At 61.2% G+C, this 14,722-nt stretch carries 10 protein-coding genes; 1 reads left to right on the forward strand and 9 read right to left on the reverse strand.

What is annotated here, in order from left to right; genetic code table 11:
• Positions 1-319: 319 nt before the first annotated feature.
• The 7 genes from QQL79_RS02815 to uvrB form a co-directional block, all read right to left on the reverse strand.
• Positions 320-2,686: a thiamine pyrophosphate-binding protein gene (locus QQL79_RS02815; protein ID WP_284387703.1), complete on the reverse strand. Its 2,367-nt coding sequence runs from the start codon at positions 2,684-2,686 to the stop codon at positions 320-322.
• A 53-nt stretch (positions 2,687-2,739) separates the two neighbouring features.
• Positions 2,740-3,081, reverse strand: coding sequence for an SH3 domain-containing protein (locus QQL79_RS02820; RefSeq protein WP_284387705.1), 342 nt, complete (start codon positions 3,079-3,081; stop codon positions 2,740-2,742).
• A 368-nt stretch (positions 3,082-3,449) separates the two neighbouring features.
• Positions 3,450-3,821, reverse strand: coding sequence for a hypothetical protein (locus QQL79_RS02825; RefSeq protein WP_284387707.1), 372 nt, complete (start codon positions 3,819-3,821; stop codon positions 3,450-3,452).
• A 74-nt stretch (positions 3,822-3,895) separates the two neighbouring features.
• Positions 3,896-4,183, reverse strand: coding sequence for a hypothetical protein (locus QQL79_RS02830; protein WP_284387709.1), 288 nt, complete (start codon positions 4,181-4,183; stop codon positions 3,896-3,898).
• A gap of 90 nt (positions 4,184-4,273) precedes the next feature.
• Entirely contained in the window at positions 4,274-6,205 is a 1,932-nt protein-coding gene (locus QQL79_RS02835; protein ID WP_284387710.1) for a caspase family protein, read from the reverse strand.
• Positions 6,206-6,213: 8 nt separating this feature from the next.
• Positions 6,214-6,831: a hypothetical protein gene (locus QQL79_RS02840; protein ID WP_284387711.1), complete on the reverse strand. Its 618-nt coding sequence runs from the start codon at positions 6,829-6,831 to the stop codon at positions 6,214-6,216.
• 28 nt (positions 6,832-6,859) lie between these two features.
• A complete protein-coding gene (gene uvrB / locus QQL79_RS02845) occupies positions 6,860-9,478 on the reverse strand; it encodes an excinuclease ABC subunit UvrB (protein WP_284387712.1) in 2,619 nt (872 codons plus the stop codon).
• Between the two features lie 282 nt (positions 9,479-9,760).
• Here uvrB and QQL79_RS02850 point away from each other — a divergent pair, with 282 nt between their 5' ends.
• On the forward strand, positions 9,761-12,904 hold the full coding sequence (locus QQL79_RS02850; protein WP_284387715.1) for a putative Ig domain-containing protein: 3,144 nt from the start codon (positions 9,761-9,763) through the stop codon (positions 12,902-12,904).
• Between the two features lie 343 nt (positions 12,905-13,247).
• Here QQL79_RS02850 and QQL79_RS02855 read toward each other — a convergent pair whose 3' ends face one another.
• Positions 13,248-13,805 (reverse strand): peptidase inhibitor family I36 protein, encoded by a 558-nt coding sequence (locus QQL79_RS02855; RefSeq protein WP_284387716.1) that lies wholly within the window; start codon positions 13,803-13,805, stop codon positions 13,248-13,250.
• Between the two features lie 123 nt (positions 13,806-13,928).
• Entirely contained in the window at positions 13,929-14,585 is a 657-nt protein-coding gene (locus tag QQL79_RS02860) for an SH3 domain-containing protein (protein ID WP_284387718.1), read from the reverse strand.
• Positions 14,586-14,722 lie beyond the last annotated feature (137 nt).

A 14,722-nucleotide genomic window follows, 5' to 3' on the forward strand; every position in this document is an offset into this window, starting at 1 on the left:
AGCCCAGCGCACCGGTCACTCTCTTGGCGGCGGGCCAAACATGCCCCTCCGCGATGGACCGATCGATTTCCCCTTCAAAATCTGTCCAATGACATATGTCTGACAAATAGGTTCCGGCTTGGCAAGGTTGGTTGTGGAGGAATTGCCCATAACTTATCCGCAGGCCGCGGCCGGGTGATAATTTGGGCAGGCTGGGATGCGTCCCGGAAAGGACGAGAGCGATACTATTCTGGCCAATGAGCCGCCCCGGTGGCGGGGTGTTGAGGTCTCCTCCCTGACCCTCCCCATGATGGGGAGGGTGTCGACTGAGGGTTTGGTGCTAGGAGCGGCCGCCCATCGTGGCGCGGGCTGCTGTTTCAATCGTCGCGGCGTCGATGCCGAAATGGGCATAGAGGTCGTTGACCGTGCCGGTCTGACCGAAATGCTCGACGCCAAGGCTCGTGGTGCGGTGGCCGAGCACACTGCCCAGCCAGCCCAAAGTGGCCGGATGGGCATCGATGGCGGTGACCAGGGCTGCGCGGTAGGGGACCTGTTCCAGCAGGAGCTCGATATGGCTGCGCGCCTTGGCATCGCCGTGGAGGCGGGCGCGCTGGGCACCGTGCCAGCCGGCATTGAGGCGATCGGCCGAGGTGACGGCGAGGACGGCCACATTGCGCCGGTCGCCACCGATTGCGGCAGCGGCGGCGATGGCTTCGCTGGCGAGGACGCCTTGATAGGCGACGACCACCTCGCATTGCGGGGTGGGGGGCTGCAGCCAATAGGCGCCGCGAATGATGCCATCAGCCAGGACCTTGTCCGCCTCGCGGGGGACCTGCTCGATGCTGCGGGTGGAAAGCCGCAGATAGACCGAGCCGCCGGTGACGTCGCGGGGCCAATCGGCCAGATCCGGGCGGGCATCGCCCTGGCGCTGCATATAGTCGAAGGCCCAGTCCATGATGATGGCGAGTTCGTCGGCGAAAGCCGGCTCGAAAGAGGCCAGGCCATCCTGCGCCATGCCGATCAGGGGAGACGCGATGGATTGGTGCGCGCCGCCTTCGCCGGCGAGGGAGACGCCGGAGGGCGTAGCGACCAGGAGGAAACGGGCATCCTGGTAGCAGGCGTAATTCAGGGCATCGAGGCCACGGGAAATGAAGGGATCGTAGAGCGTGCCGATGGGCAGCAGGCGCTCGCCGAAGAGCGAATGGGAGAGGCCGGCCGCGCCCAGGGCGAGGAAGAGGTTCATTTCCGCAATGCCCAGTTCCAGATGCTGGCCTTCGGGCGTAAAGCGCCATTTCTGGGCGCTGGGAATGGCTTCTTTCTGGAACACGTCGACCATTTCGCGATTGGCGTAGAGATTGCGGCGATTGACCCAGGTGCCCAGGTTGGTCGAGACAGTCACGTCCGGCGAGGTGGTGATGATGCGCTGGGCGAGGTCGCTATCGGTCTTGGCGATGGCGTCGAGGATCTTGCCGAAAGCGGTTTGCGTCGAAGTCGCTGATGTGCCGACGAATTGCGGGCCGATGGTGGGGACCGGGGGTGAGGTGCGGCGGCGGCTCTCGGTGGTATTGAAGGGGACTTCGGCCAGGAAGCGCTCGGTAGCGGCGGGGTCGGCCAGGCCTTCGAACTTGTCCCATTCGTGGCCCTCGCGGACATGCATCGACTGGCGCAGGGTTTCGATCTGGGCTCCGGTCATCTGGCCGGCGTGATTGTCCTTGTGGCCCGCCAGGGGGGTGGCCCAGCCCTTGACGGTATAGGCGATGAAGACGGTGGGTTTGTCAGTGCCGGCGGCTTCGAATTGCTCGAGCAGGCTTTGGGTGCAATGGCCGCCCAGATTGGCCATCAGCTCGGCCAGTTCGGCATCGCTGCGGCGGGCGAGGAGGGCGGTGACGGGCCCCTGATCGCCGATTTCATCGAGCAGGCGTTCGCGCCAGGCGGCGCCGCCGCGGAACATGAGGGCCGAATAGATGGCGTTGGGGGCGGCGTCGATCCAGGCTTTCAGGCGCTCGCCGCCCGGCTCGGCAAAGGCGGCGCGTTGCAGGGCGCCGTATTTGAGGGTGATCACCTGCCAGTCGAAGGCGCGGAAAATGGCTTCGATGCGGTCGTAAAGGCCTTCGCGGACGACGCCGTCGAGGCTCTGGCGGTTATAGTCGATGACCCACCAGGTGTTGCGCAACCCGTGTTTCCAGCCTTCGAGCAGGCATTCGTAGACATTGCCTTCGTCCAGTTCGGCATCGCCGACCAGGGCGATCATGCGGCCTTCGGGACTGTCCTTGCGGGACCAGGGCTTGGCGCGGACATAGTCCTGGATGAGGGAGGCGAAGGCGGTGAAGGCGACGCCCAGGCCGACCGAGCCGGTGGAAATATCGACGTCGTCGGTGTCCTTGGTGCGGGAGGGGTAGGATTGGGCACCGCCGAAGGCGCGGAAATTCTGCAGCTTTTCGAGGCTCTGCTTGCCGAACAGATACTGGATGGCGTGGAAGACCGGGGCGGCGTGGGGTTTTACGGCGACGCGGTCCTCGGGGCGGAGAATGCCGAAATAGAGCGCGGACAGAATCGCTGCCATGGAGGCGGAGCTGGCCTGGTGGCCGCCGACCTTTACCCCATCGACATTGGGCCGGATGTGATTGGCGTGGTGGATCATCCAGTTGGAGAGCCACAGCGCCTTTCTGGTCAGGGCCTCGATAGTGGCAATGCGCTGGTCGGTCATTCGGCTCTCCCCGTTTTGGGGAGAGAGGAGCCTATTGCCGGCTTTGCGTCAAATCACTCGAAAATGCCGTGGCGGTCATCGTCGCTATCATCGAAGGTGAACCAGGGGCCGCCGCCAATGAAATCGGGCGGGGTGACCCGCATCTTGGCCGACCAGCCGACGAGATAGCTGGCCCGCACCCAGCCGGCGCCGCTCACCAGGCACCAGCGATCGTCACGCGTGCATTCATCGAGCTGGACTTCGGCGCCATCGGCCAATTTGCCGATGACCCGGTAATTGGCGCCGGGGCCGGTGCGCACATCGATATTGCCGCCCTTGACCCGGGCCAGGGGCTCGGCAAAGGCCGGGGTCGCCAGCAGAAGGGCGGCAAGGGCCGCCAGGGGCAGGGCGCGCATATCGGTCTCCCAGAAAACTCGTCTCCAGTGAAATGCGCCAGCGCCGCGTCGGTTTCAAGCCGTTGCTGCGGACATGATGAAGAACCGCCCGGCCCTAAGGCGTCGCGGGTTCACGGTAACGGGCGGCCTTTGACTCAAGGCCAGTATAGACTAGGGGAGCCAAAGGCCGCCCGTCACGATCCGCTTTTGCATGAGGTCCGGTTCAGGCGGTACCATTATTGCAGGCCCGGCTGCCGAGTTTCCAACCCCAATGGAAAGGCGCCCCTTTCCCACGGTCACCCCGCCCGGCCCTGCGTGGGGGCCGGTGACTGGCGGGATGAGGCATAATTGCATGCGCCCAATGGGGCGGGGATAAGTTTTTGCGCCGGTCAGGCATGGGGCGATGGCAGGCCGTCGGCGGAGAGGCGGGCCGCCTGTGCGGATTGGCCGGAAGCGGTGAGGTGCGCATAGCGTTCCTCGAAGGCAATGCCGGCCGCGCTCAGGCGGGCCACCAGCAGGCTCACATCGGCCGCGGTCAGGGCTTCCCTGGTATCGATCCGGCCGAAAGCGGGCAGGCCGGGCTCGCGGCGATAGAGCCGATTGGCGATGCGCAGGGCGCGGTCGAGGCATTCCCGCCCGATTTCCCCCAGCGTACCGGATGGCTTGGCGACCCTGACGAGATAATTGAGCGCCGCGACTTCGCGGCTCAGCCGATTATAAGCGACAATGGCGCGTTGGCTGAGATGAGGCTTGCTGGACATGCTGTTCTCCCGGAGATGAAACCGGTGAGGATAGCAGCGCGGGTGTGGGCGGGGATAAGTTTGCCGCAGGCGGCTCAGAGCGGGCGGCGACGCAGAATCGCGGCGATGCGCTCGGCGTCTTCGGCATTGAGATAGCGGCCGCGTTCGAGGATTTCGAGCGTGTATTCGTCATAGGTCAGGCCCAGCTTCTCGGCCCGCCGGGCGCGCAGCAGGGCGATGTCATAGGGCACGTCGAATGCCTTCTTTCGCGACGCCTCCCATTCGAAATAGGTGCCGATCCCATTGGCGCCCCAGGGGCGGGGGTCATCATCCAGTGGCGGGCCGTTATTGGAGAGGCAGGGCGGATGGGACGTCTCGGTCATGCTGGGATGATCGACCGGGTGAGAGCGGGACGTCCAATGAATGTTTTCGATTGGGGGATTGGGTGGGGTTATGGGAGGCTGGCGCGCTCATTATCGCTCACCTTTCTCGAACAATATGATCCGTTCCTCAGACTCTACGTCTGTAGTTGTCAAACGCCGCCAGGCAGATTCCATGATAATCTTGCGATCATGAAGGAGGCCAAAAACATATGACCAATTTGTTCGATCTCCAAAATATACGGATAAGGCATTCATAGACAGGGATAGTGTATCGTTTGTACCAGTCCATTTATCAATTTGTTCATGAATAAATTGACGCAGATCAAACAATGACCAAAATTCGCCTCCGACGCGAAGTGTAATATTCTTTCCTGTTTCTATTCTATTTGCAGAAAAATTTGTGAAGCCATCGCATATGAAGAAATTCAGGTTGGCGTGATCGATTTGGATGAGAAGGCCATCCCATTCGTCGTCTAGGCCAGAGATTGCTCCGGCGAATAGAATTATTCCGAGTAATTCACTTGGATTCTGTAATATTCCGTCAAGGTTTGCCAAGGGATTTGGTTTGTTGAGGACGAATTTGAGCCTCTCATCGGCCTCAAGCTCGTCTCGCGCCACTCGCCCGCCCGAACTCCATAGGTCGTTGAAGTATAGCGAAATTACCGCATCGGCCTGCTCCTTCCAACCGCGCATGCGAGCCGCAAGACAGAACATCAAAATGCCTGGAGCCTGTCTATCCTCCATGCAAACCAGGTTGTTTCCGTATTTTTCAGTTATAATTTCAATTAATGAAATAACATCTCCAATATCTTCAGCGCTGATTTTGTCATCATGTAATAGTAAAATCCCGATCCATCCAAGTATTATTGATATTTCAATCGGGAAAAAATAGAAACCAGACATAGCGCCGCCAAAATCGCGCGCTAACGTTATTGGGTCGTCTTTTACCTTTTTGCTAATTGACAAAATTCTAGTCTTTATCTCGCTTATGAGGCGCTGCGCGTGAAACGAAAGTATCGTTTCTGCTGATTTATCCGAGCAAAGTGGTATTAGTGCCTGAATTAGAAGCATCACGCCGTCAGGTGGGCCGATGGTTTCATCGTCTCGGGGCCAAAGAGTCTCTGCTAACCCCAAAAATACTGAAATTTGTTGGGCAGTCGTCAGAGGCTCTAGGGAGGATTGTACAGGTCTGAGCAAATCTGGCGAATAGCCGTCAGTAGAAACTTGGGCAACAAACCTACGGATTACAGCAACTTGGTCCGGAGAGAGTTTGACGTCCGACCCAAAGAACGTTTCAGGTAAGGCGGTCGCTCCCAGTGCCGGGTCATAGTTAGGATTGCGAGCAAAGGGGTTAGGCCCCCTGATGTTCATTCCCCAGTAGGATGGCTCCTGTCGCTGAACGCTTGGAGCGCTTTTCACGGTTTCGGCGATCTGAGAGAGTTCCAGAAAAGGGCTCCATCGCTGGGCGGTAATCGTCCCACCCAATATTTTCAGTACTTCTGCGGTCAAGTGGCCGCCGCTACGTGTTGATTTAGCGGCCAAGTGCGGCGCTGCGCCAGCAAGTATGGATATGCTGATGTTGCCAAGATTTGATCGCAGCCTGTCACTAAGTACATTTGCCAGATCGGTGGTAAGGCCGCTGGAATTGCAGGAGTCGAGTACCACATTGAGCCGCTGAAGCGAGGGTATGTGGGCGATCTTCTCTACTAGATCCGCAAATGTGAGGGAGGTGATCGGCAGGGCGGTATCCTGTGTATCCGATACCTTCAAATAGAGCCGGCCATCTCGACTCTCAGAGTGGCCTGCGAAATAGACTACTACGTCGTCAGGTTTAGCTTCATAGAGTTCGAGCAACGCAGCATTTAGCTGAGAAAGCGTGGGAGAAAGTTTGAGGATGCTTTTCTCGGGTAGGTAGGCGTAGCGGTCAGAAACACACAAGTTCTCGAAAATAGCGCGAGCGTCACTCTCCGCGGAATTTAGTTGAGTGACATGCTCGTACTTGTCGCAACCGATCGACAGCAACACCCTCGTCAACGCTTATACCTCGAAAGGCGACCGGCTTCGCGAGAAATGGCGGATATCTCAGCGGCGTAATGGGCACTGTCAAGTTCGCGCTGGTGCTGTTCTGGGACCGGTTGTTCAATTAAGTCTAAGACGCGTTTGTTGTCTGGGTGCACAAAGAGTGTTGGATAGGTGACAGTACCGTACCTCGAGATGCCAAGTTCTACCTTCCGGAACATCTCAAGAAAACCGTCCTGCATGGCTTGATCAGCATCCTCATCGGGCAGCTTGGGGCCAATCTGGACCGAATTGCCGATCTTTTCCGTCTCTTCGCTAATCATCTGAAAAAGTGACCCCACAAATTGTCCATGCAGTTCTTCACTCATGGTGTGTATAAACCGTTGAAGGGTCGAAGTATCCCGCTCAATTAGCCTTTCCACTCCCATGGAAAACTCGGCAGAGTGTGAGACAAAGGTTCCAGTATTTTCTTTCCCATCGTTTGCGTCCACGTGGGACCATTGGCTGCCATGGCGATACTGAAGGACGTTTTCTTCGGCTATGTATGTCGAGTTGCGTTTGTGCACCGCGTCTGCCGCAGCGCGGGTTATGGCGTCGTCGAAGTCGCGTTCTGGTTTGGACTTCTTCATTGCAGGTTGGCCGAGTTCAGATAGTTCACTAGGAAACTTCCCCACTCAAAGTATCCAGCTCCATCTCCTTCAGCCGCTTCACCTCGTCCCTCAGCCTTGCCGCCTTTTCGAATTCCAAGTTCGTGGCCGCCTCGCGCATCTGGGCTTCCATGTCCTTGATAACAGCCGCCAGGTTGGCGCCGACGGCCACCTGTTCCTTGCCGTCCTTGCCTTTGCCGATGGAAATGGTGACGTGGTCCTGTTCGTAGACGCTGTCGACGATGTCGTGGATGTTGGAGCGGACGGATTGGGGCGTGATGCCGTGTTCCAGATTATAGGCGAGCTGCTTTTCGCGGCGGCGGCTGGTTTCGGCCAGGGCGCGTTGCATGGAGCCGGTTTCGCGGTCGGCATAGAGCACGACCTTGCCGTCGACGTTGCGGGCGGCGCGGCCGATGGTCTGGATCAGGCTGGTTTCTGAGCGCAGGAAGCCTTCCTTGTCGGCGTCGAGAATGGCGACGAGGCCGCATTCGGGGATGTCGAGGCCCTCGCGCAGCAGGTTGATGCCGACGAGGACGTCGAAGGCGCCCAGGCGCAGGTCGCGGATGATTTCGATGCGCTCGATGGTGTCCACGTCCGAGTGCATGTAGCGCACGCGAATGCCCTGTTCGTGCAGGTATTCGGTGAGGTCCTCGGCCATTTTCTTGGTGAGGACGGTGAGGAGCGTGCGGTAGCCGGCAGCGTTGGTCTTGCGGATTTCATCGACCACGTCATCGACCTGCGCCTTGGCGGGGCGGATTTCGACCGGGGGATCGATCAGGCCGGTGGGGCGGATGACCTGTTCGGCAAAGACGCCACCGGTCTGGTCCATTTCCCAGGAGCCGGGCGTGGCCGAGACATAGACCGATTGCGGCCGCATGGCGTTCCATTCCTCGAAACGCAGCGGGCGATTGTCCATGCAGGAGGGGAGGCGGAAGCCGTATTCGGCCAGGGTCGCCTTGCGGCGGAGATCGCCGCGATACATGGCGCCGAGCTGGCCGATGGTGACGTGGCTTTCGTCGACGAAAACCAGGGCGTTGTCGGGCAGGTATTCGAACAGGGTCGGGGGCGGCTCGCCGGGTTTGCGGCCGGAGAAGTAGCGCGAGTAATTCTCGATGCCGGCGCAGGAGCCGGTGGCTTCCATCATTTCGAGATCGAAGAGGGAGCGTTGTTCGAGGCGCTGGGCCTCGAGGAAGCGGCCGGCGCCGTTGAGCTCCTGCAGGCGCGCGGCGAGCTCGCTGCGGATGGCCTTGATGGCCTGGTTCATGGTGGTGCGCGGCGTCACGTGGTGGGAGTTTGCGAAGACGCGAATGAAGGTGAGGTCGGCGCTCTTTTTGCCGGTCAGGGGATCGAATTCGACGATGGATTCGATCTCGTTGCCGAACAGGGAGACGCGCCAGGCGGCGGCTTCATAGTGGGCGGGGAAGAGTTCGATCGTGTCGCCGCGGACGCGGAAGGTGCCGCGCACGAAGCCGGTATCGCCGCGCTTGTATTGCAGGGCGACGAGCTTGGCGATGACCTCGCGCTGGTCGATTTTCTGGCCCTTTTGCAGGTCGACGGTCATGGCCGTGTAATCTTCGACCGAGCCGATACCGTAGATGCAGGAGACCGAGGCGACGATGATGACGTCGTCGCGCTCGAGGATCGCGCGCGTGGCCGAGTGGCGCATGCGGTCGATCTGCTCGTTGATGGTGGATTCCTTCTCGATATAGGTATCGGTGCGCGGCACATAGGCCTCGGGCTGATAGTAATCGTAGTAGGAAACGAAATATTCGACCGCGTTGTCGGGGAAAAAGCTCTTGAACTCGCCATAGAGCTGGGCGGCCAGGGTCTTGTTGGGAGCCAGGATCAGTGCGGGGCGATTTGTGCGGGCGATGACCTGGGCGGCGGTGAAGGTCTTGCCCGAGCCGGTGACGCCGAGCAGGACCTGGTCGGTTTCGCCATTCTCGATGCCTTCCACCAGCTCGGCAATGGCGGTGGGCTGGTCGCCGGCGGGCTGCTTGTCGGTGACCATGCGGAAGGGCTTGCCGGCGAGGCGCTTTTCGAGGTGGTTGGTGGCCTTGTGCGGCACCCAGGGGGAGGAGCCTTCCACCTCCTTGCGGCCATGCAGGATGATCTGTTCGAGGGCCTTGACCGTGGCGGTGACGCCGACGGTCTGGGCATCCTCCACGGTGCGGCTGGAGCCGGATTTGGAGCGGGCGCTGGCCAGGGCGTCGCGCAGCTTGGCCTGGGTCTCGGGATCCTTGGCGGCGGCGCGGGAAATGTCGCGGGCGGTCAGCTTCTCGTTTTGCGAGGGCACGTGGCCGAAGCCGGCCTGGGGGCTTTCGCCCAGCCCCGAGAAGTCGATGCGGTCGACCGAGTTGATCTTGGTCTTGGAGGTGCGCTTGGACATGCCGGTGGCGGTGTCGTGGCTCGATTTGGTCGTGCGGCGCTTTTCGAGCGCGGTCTTTTTCTCGGCCGCATCGGCTTCGGCGGCGGCCTTCTGGTCGGCACGGTCGAGCGCGCGCTTGTTGCGCATGCGTTCGGCATAGAGGGGCTTGTTGGCGGCCAGGTCTTCGGCCTTCTCGATTTCGCCGAGGAAGTCGTCGATGGAAAACTCAGCTTTTCCGGGGCGCGCGGATTTATCGGCCATGAAAGACACCGTTGCTCGGGGGAGCGTTCAAGATGGGGAACGGCACAGCATAATGCAATGTTCCGCCCACACTAGCACCGCATGAACGGAGACGGAACAGGGACTGCTGACAGGCCGTGTCAGCATGCTGGTTACCTGTCGTAAACCTATGGTGCCACGCAAAATTATTCTCCCTATTATGACCAAAAGATGGGGTGCTTGGTTGCCCTTGAGGGCGCCTGCACCGTAAGAAAGGGCAGGGACTGAGTCAGTGCGTGGGGCGGCATGATGGGGTTTGGGGCAATGCGCGCGCTGGCGCCGGCCGGAGTCTGGCGCTTTGTGCGGCCGCTGGTGCTGGCCATGTTGGCGCTGGCGGCATTGGCCGTGCCGGCACTGGCACAGATCACGTTCAGCCCATCGACACTGCCGGCACCGCGGGCCGGGGTCGCCTATTCCCAGACGGTGACAGCGAGTGGCGGAACGGCGCCCTATGCCTATACCATCTTGTCGGGCACGCTGCCGACCGGATTGACCCTTGATTTAGCGACCGGCACGATCAGTGGTACGCCGAGGCAAGTTGGCACGTTCAACTTTACGGTCAGGGCTTTCGATGACAATTCCGGCAGCGGGAACCAGTCTTATAGCGTGACGGTTGTGGCGCCGGCCCTAAGTCTGTCGCCAGGGTCGGGGGCTTTGCCTGGTGGTACGGTCGGGTCTCCCTATAGCCAGACTTTCTCTGCCAGCGGCGGAACGGAGCCTCTTAATTATTCCCTTGCGGTAAGCTCCGGCAATCTGGGTGGCATGGGCTTTGACACGACTACGGGTACGCTGAGCGGCGTATCCTCGTCGGTAGGCACTGTCAGCTTCGATATAATTGCAGCCGACAGTACGACAGGCACGGGGGCGCCGTTCCAGGTCACCAATAGTTATTCCATCACCTTTGCCCCTGCCGCCGCGCCGAGCGTGACGTCGGTTCTGGTTCCCGGCAATGGCACTTATGGCGTCGGCACCAGCCTTGATCGCCTGACCTTCCGGGTCCTGTTCGATCAGCCAGTGGTTGTCACCGGCACGCCCAGCATAGCGGTAACTGTCGGCTCCACCACGCGGGCAGCCAATTATGTGAGCGGCTCGGGCACATCGGTGCTGACATTTACCTATGTCATCCAGTCCGGCGACCTGGACTTTGATGGCATCGCCGTGGGGGCCATGGCGCTCAATACGGGCAGCATCCGCAATGCGTCAGGTGTCGATGCCGATACGACGCTTAATTCCGTGGGGGCGACGAATGGCGTTCTGGTCGATGGCATCGAGGTTGTCGCGGTCGACGATGTCGTTTCCACGCAGGACAATGTGCCGGTGACAGGCAATGTGCTGACCAATGATATCGGGCGCGATCTTACGGCTTCGCTTGCCGTGCCACCGGTCCATGGCACAGTCGTGCTCAATGGTGATGGCAGCTTTACCTATACCCCGAACACGAATTTTTCGGGGACCGACACTTTTGAGGTCAGCGTTGCCAATGCCCTCTATACCGATAATTCGATCACCACGATCACTGTAGGCCTGACGCCGCCGACGGTGACGAGCGTGCTGCCGAACAGCGGGCCGGTGGCCGGGGGAGGGACCGTCGTCATTGGGGGTAGCAATTTTGTCAATGTGGACGTCGTGTCCTTCGGCAGCATCCCTGCGAGTTTCACCGTCAATTCTGCAAGCACGATTACCGCAACAGTGCCCCCGGCGGCATCCGGCGGCCCGGTGGACGTTACGCTGAGCAAGGGAGCGCTGTCCGCGACCCTGACCAATGGTTACACCTATCTGACGCCCGGCGCGCTGAACGTGGTGGATGGCGGAGATCTCTCCGCTTCGGGACCGGTTGGGGGGCCATTCACGCCCTCATCGAAGACCTGGACGCTGACCAATAGCGGGGCGAGCGATATCTCGGTGGTGGTGAATGGTCCGGGCGGCGTGTTCGACCTTGCCGGTGCGACCGATGGGGTGCCGTTTACCCTGGTGGCGGGGGGAAGCGCCAATGTCACGGTCAACCTGAATGCCAGCGCCAATGGGCTGGCGGCCGGAACGGTTGGCGGCAGCGTGGCCTTCGTCAACCAGACCAATGGCAGCGGGAATACGACGCGGCAGGTCAGCCTTGAGGTAGAGGCGGCGGCGCTGGGTTCGGTGACGATCCGCCAGGAAACCAGCGGAAGCGATGCGGTATTCGGCTTCCACTCGGCCACGGCGGGGCTCAATGTGGCGATTTCCACGGCAAACGGGGTGGGGCAGAGCGCCGCCATTGCCTTGCCCGCCGGCTCCTATGCGGTGACCGGCGACGATATGAGCGGGGCGGGTTATGTGCTGACGGGGCTAGCCTGCAATGACGGCGATAGCCTGGGCGATATTGCCAGCCGGACGGCCAAGATCGAGCTGGCGGCGGGGGAGGTGGTGATCTGCACCTTTACCTCGGTCAATTCGGCCGAGGCGACGACGGCGCTGATTGAGGATTTTCTTGGCAGCCGCGCAGAGCTGATCCTGGTCAATGCGCCTGATGAGCAGCGCCGCATCGATCGCCTGAACGGGAATGTCTCAGGCGGTGGTTTCTCGGGCTCGGCGTTGCTGGGCTATCTGTCGGGAGCGGCCGATGGTGCTCCGCTGGGGGTATCGACCTCGCTGGCGGCGATCGATGCCATGGCGGGCAACCAGCAGCAAGGGACGTTCGACGCCTGGTTCGAGGGCACATTCTCGCTGTTCGACAGCGGGGGGCCGCGCGACCGGTTCAATAGCGCCGCGCTGGGTGCGGACTATCTGCTCAATCCGGACCTGCTGGTTGGTGGTTTCGTGCAGTTCGACCATCTGTCGCGGCGCTTTGCCGACGACCCGGCCAGCATATCGGGGACCGGCTGGCTGGCTGGACCCTATGTAACCGCGCGGCTGAGCGACAATCTCTATCTCGACCTGCTGGCCGCGGGCGGGCAGTCGGACAACCAGATCAGCCCGGACGGCAGTTACGAGGACCGGTTCGATGCCACGCGCTATCTGCTGAGCGCGTCGCTGCAGGGGCAATGGACGCATGAGAACTGGACCTTCTCGCCACGCGCCCGGTTGAGCTATTTCGAGGAAACCAGCGACAGCTATGTGGATAGTCTGGGCGCCGGTATTCCCGCGGTGACGGTCGGGCTGGGGCAATTGGCGGTGGGGCCGGGGATCGGCTACCGGCTGACGCTGGAGAGTGGCGTCGTGGTCAATCTGGGGCTGCGGGCCGAAGGCGTGTTCGACATCGCCAATGATGGCGGATTGGCGCTGGGCGATGTGCAGGCGCGGCTTTCGGGGACGGTGGGATTGCGGCTGGTTGGCGGCGCCAATCTTGGCGTATCGGCACGGCTCGACGGGATCGGGGCCGGCGAGGGAACCAAGGGCAGCCTCGGACTGACGCTGAGTTTGCCGGCGCGATAGGGGGCGGGAGAGAACGGCGATCGTCTCGAGATGCGGGCTCTCATCACCCCACCCTCAATCCCTCCCCATCAAGGGGAGGGAGGCGCAAACTGATGGCTCGCGGTTTCTTCGTTTCCCTTCCCTTCCTTCCAGGGCCCTCCCGCGGCCCATTCCCACCAGCAGTCACAACGTCATTCCCGCGCAGGCGGGAAACCATTCTGTTTGCCACTGCTTTCAGGAAGAGTGGATTCCCGCCTGCGCGGGAATGACGTTGTGGGAGAACAGAGGCTGGGTAAGCGCCTCAGAGGGGTCAAACCAAAAAGGCCCGCACTGGCGGGCCTTGGATGCGGGATACGACAAACGCCTAGTGAATGCGGATCGAGGAGACGTTTCCGCGCAGATAGGTGTTGAGGGCGGGTTCGGACCGAACGATGCGCTCGCAATAGCTCTTGAAGAAGCGGTCGCGGCAGACCGAGATCGAGGTGCGGCCGTTGAGCTGAACCGAGGCGAAGTTATTGTCGAGATTGAGCAGTGCCAGATCGTCGACGCTCTGGCTGCCGGAGAAGCAGGACGAGGTGCCGGTGAAATTGGTGCCTGAGAAGAAGCAGACCTCGCCGGCGCCGCCATGGGTGATGATGGGCGCCGGGTTGCGGCCGAAATCGACATAGTGGATCGAGGCCCAGCCGCGCTGACGCTCGGCCGAGACCAGGCACCAGTCGCGCTGGCAGCGCAGCACCTTGATGGCGGTTTCGCTGGCGATGTGGCCGGTGACGTCATAGGAACGGCCGGGGCCGGAGGCCAGGATCAGCGGCTTGATGGCCCAGGCATGGGTGCCGGCTTCTTCCGCAAAACTGGCCGTGGTGGCGCCAAACAGCATGACGATGGCCAGGCAGGCCGAAGTGAGAGCGGAAATAAGACGCATGATGGAAACCCTCGCGAACAAAGCGCGCGGAGATTAGCGCGCCCGCGTCTTATCTCCAAGCCCCGGAGGCATAAAGAAAAGGCGCCAATCGCAAGATTGGCGCCCGTGTTGCGATGGTGCCGATCAGCGCACGCGGATGGAGGCGATATAGTCGTCGAAATCGCCCAGGGAGCTGGCGCTGGTGGTGTAGACGCGGCAATTGCGGAAATTGACTTCCGAGCAGACCTGCACTTCGAGCCCTTCGGGATTGTCGATGGAAGAAATGCGGTCGACCCAGTTGCGCAGATCGCGATTGGCATCGCCGGCCTGCAGGCAGAAGCTGTCGCCGCGCATGCGGGTGCGATCGAAGAAGCAGACTTCGGGGTAGAAGGCGGGCGGCTGGATGATCGGCGGGCGCGGGGGACGCGGCGGATTGGGCTGGCCGATGCCGATGCTGACCGAGCCATTGGGGCCGCCAATGGTGAAGCCGAAGGAAAGGCCCGGCTGGTTTGGATTGACCGGGCGGCCGCCGGCCGTGAGGTAGCTGGCCGAAACCCAGCCATCGGGACCGGCCTTGGCAATGTAGCACCAGGAGCCCTGGCAGCGCTGCACATCGACCTGGGTGCCGGCGCGCACGACATCGACGACGGCATAGTTGGTGCCTGGGCCGGAGCGCACATTGACATTGGTGGTGACGGTGCCAGGCGCGGCCTGGGCCGCGGGCAGGAAGACCACGACCGCCGCTACCGCCAGGGCAAGGGCCCCGACAATCCTGAGCAGCACTTTGCTTTTATGGTTCATCAATGACGCTCCTCACTCAACGCCAGACAATTTTGGCCATTCTAGCGCAAGCAATGGGAAGCGGTGAGCGGGAGTTCCCGATATGGTTGCCAAATCAATGGACTAGGTTAACTGCGGTGGGGTTGGTGGCGCGTGGG

This window comes from Devosia yakushimensis (assembly GCF_030159855.1).
GTDB classification, from domain to species: domain Bacteria; phylum Pseudomonadota; class Alphaproteobacteria; order Rhizobiales; family Devosiaceae; genus Devosia; species Devosia yakushimensis.

What these genes read in the sequence shown, in the direction of transcription:
- QQL79_RS02815 (WP_284387703.1), bottom strand. Translation starts at nt 2,686, where the DNA reads ATGACCGACCAGCGCATTGCCACTATCGAGGCCCTGACCAGAAAGGCG.
- QQL79_RS02820 (WP_284387705.1), bottom strand. Translation starts at nt 3,081, where the DNA reads ATGCGCGCCCTGCCCCTGGCGGCCCTTGCCGCCCTTCTGCTGGCGACC.
- QQL79_RS02825 (WP_284387707.1), bottom strand. Translation starts at nt 3,821, where the DNA reads ATGTCCAGCAAGCCTCATCTCAGCCAACGCGCCATTGTCGCTTATAAT.
- QQL79_RS02830 (WP_284387709.1), bottom strand. Translation starts at nt 4,183, where the DNA reads ATGACCGAGACGTCCCATCCGCCCTGCCTCTCCAATAACGGCCCGCCA.
- QQL79_RS02840 (WP_284387711.1), bottom strand. Translation starts at nt 6,831, where the DNA reads ATGAAGAAGTCCAAACCAGAACGCGACTTCGACGACGCCATAACCCGC.
- uvrB (WP_284387712.1), bottom strand. Translation starts at nt 9,478, where the DNA reads ATGGCCGATAAATCCGCGCGCCCCGGAAAAGCTGAGTTTTCCATCGAC.
- QQL79_RS02850 (WP_284387715.1), top strand. Translation starts at nt 9,761, where the DNA reads ATGCGCGCGCTGGCGCCGGCCGGAGTCTGGCGCTTTGTGCGGCCGCTG.
- QQL79_RS02855 (WP_284387716.1), bottom strand. Translation starts at nt 13,805, where the DNA reads ATGCGTCTTATTTCCGCTCTCACTTCGGCCTGCCTGGCCATCGTCATG.
- QQL79_RS02860 (WP_284387718.1), bottom strand. Translation starts at nt 14,585, where the DNA reads ATGAACCATAAAAGCAAAGTGCTGCTCAGGATTGTCGGGGCCCTTGCC.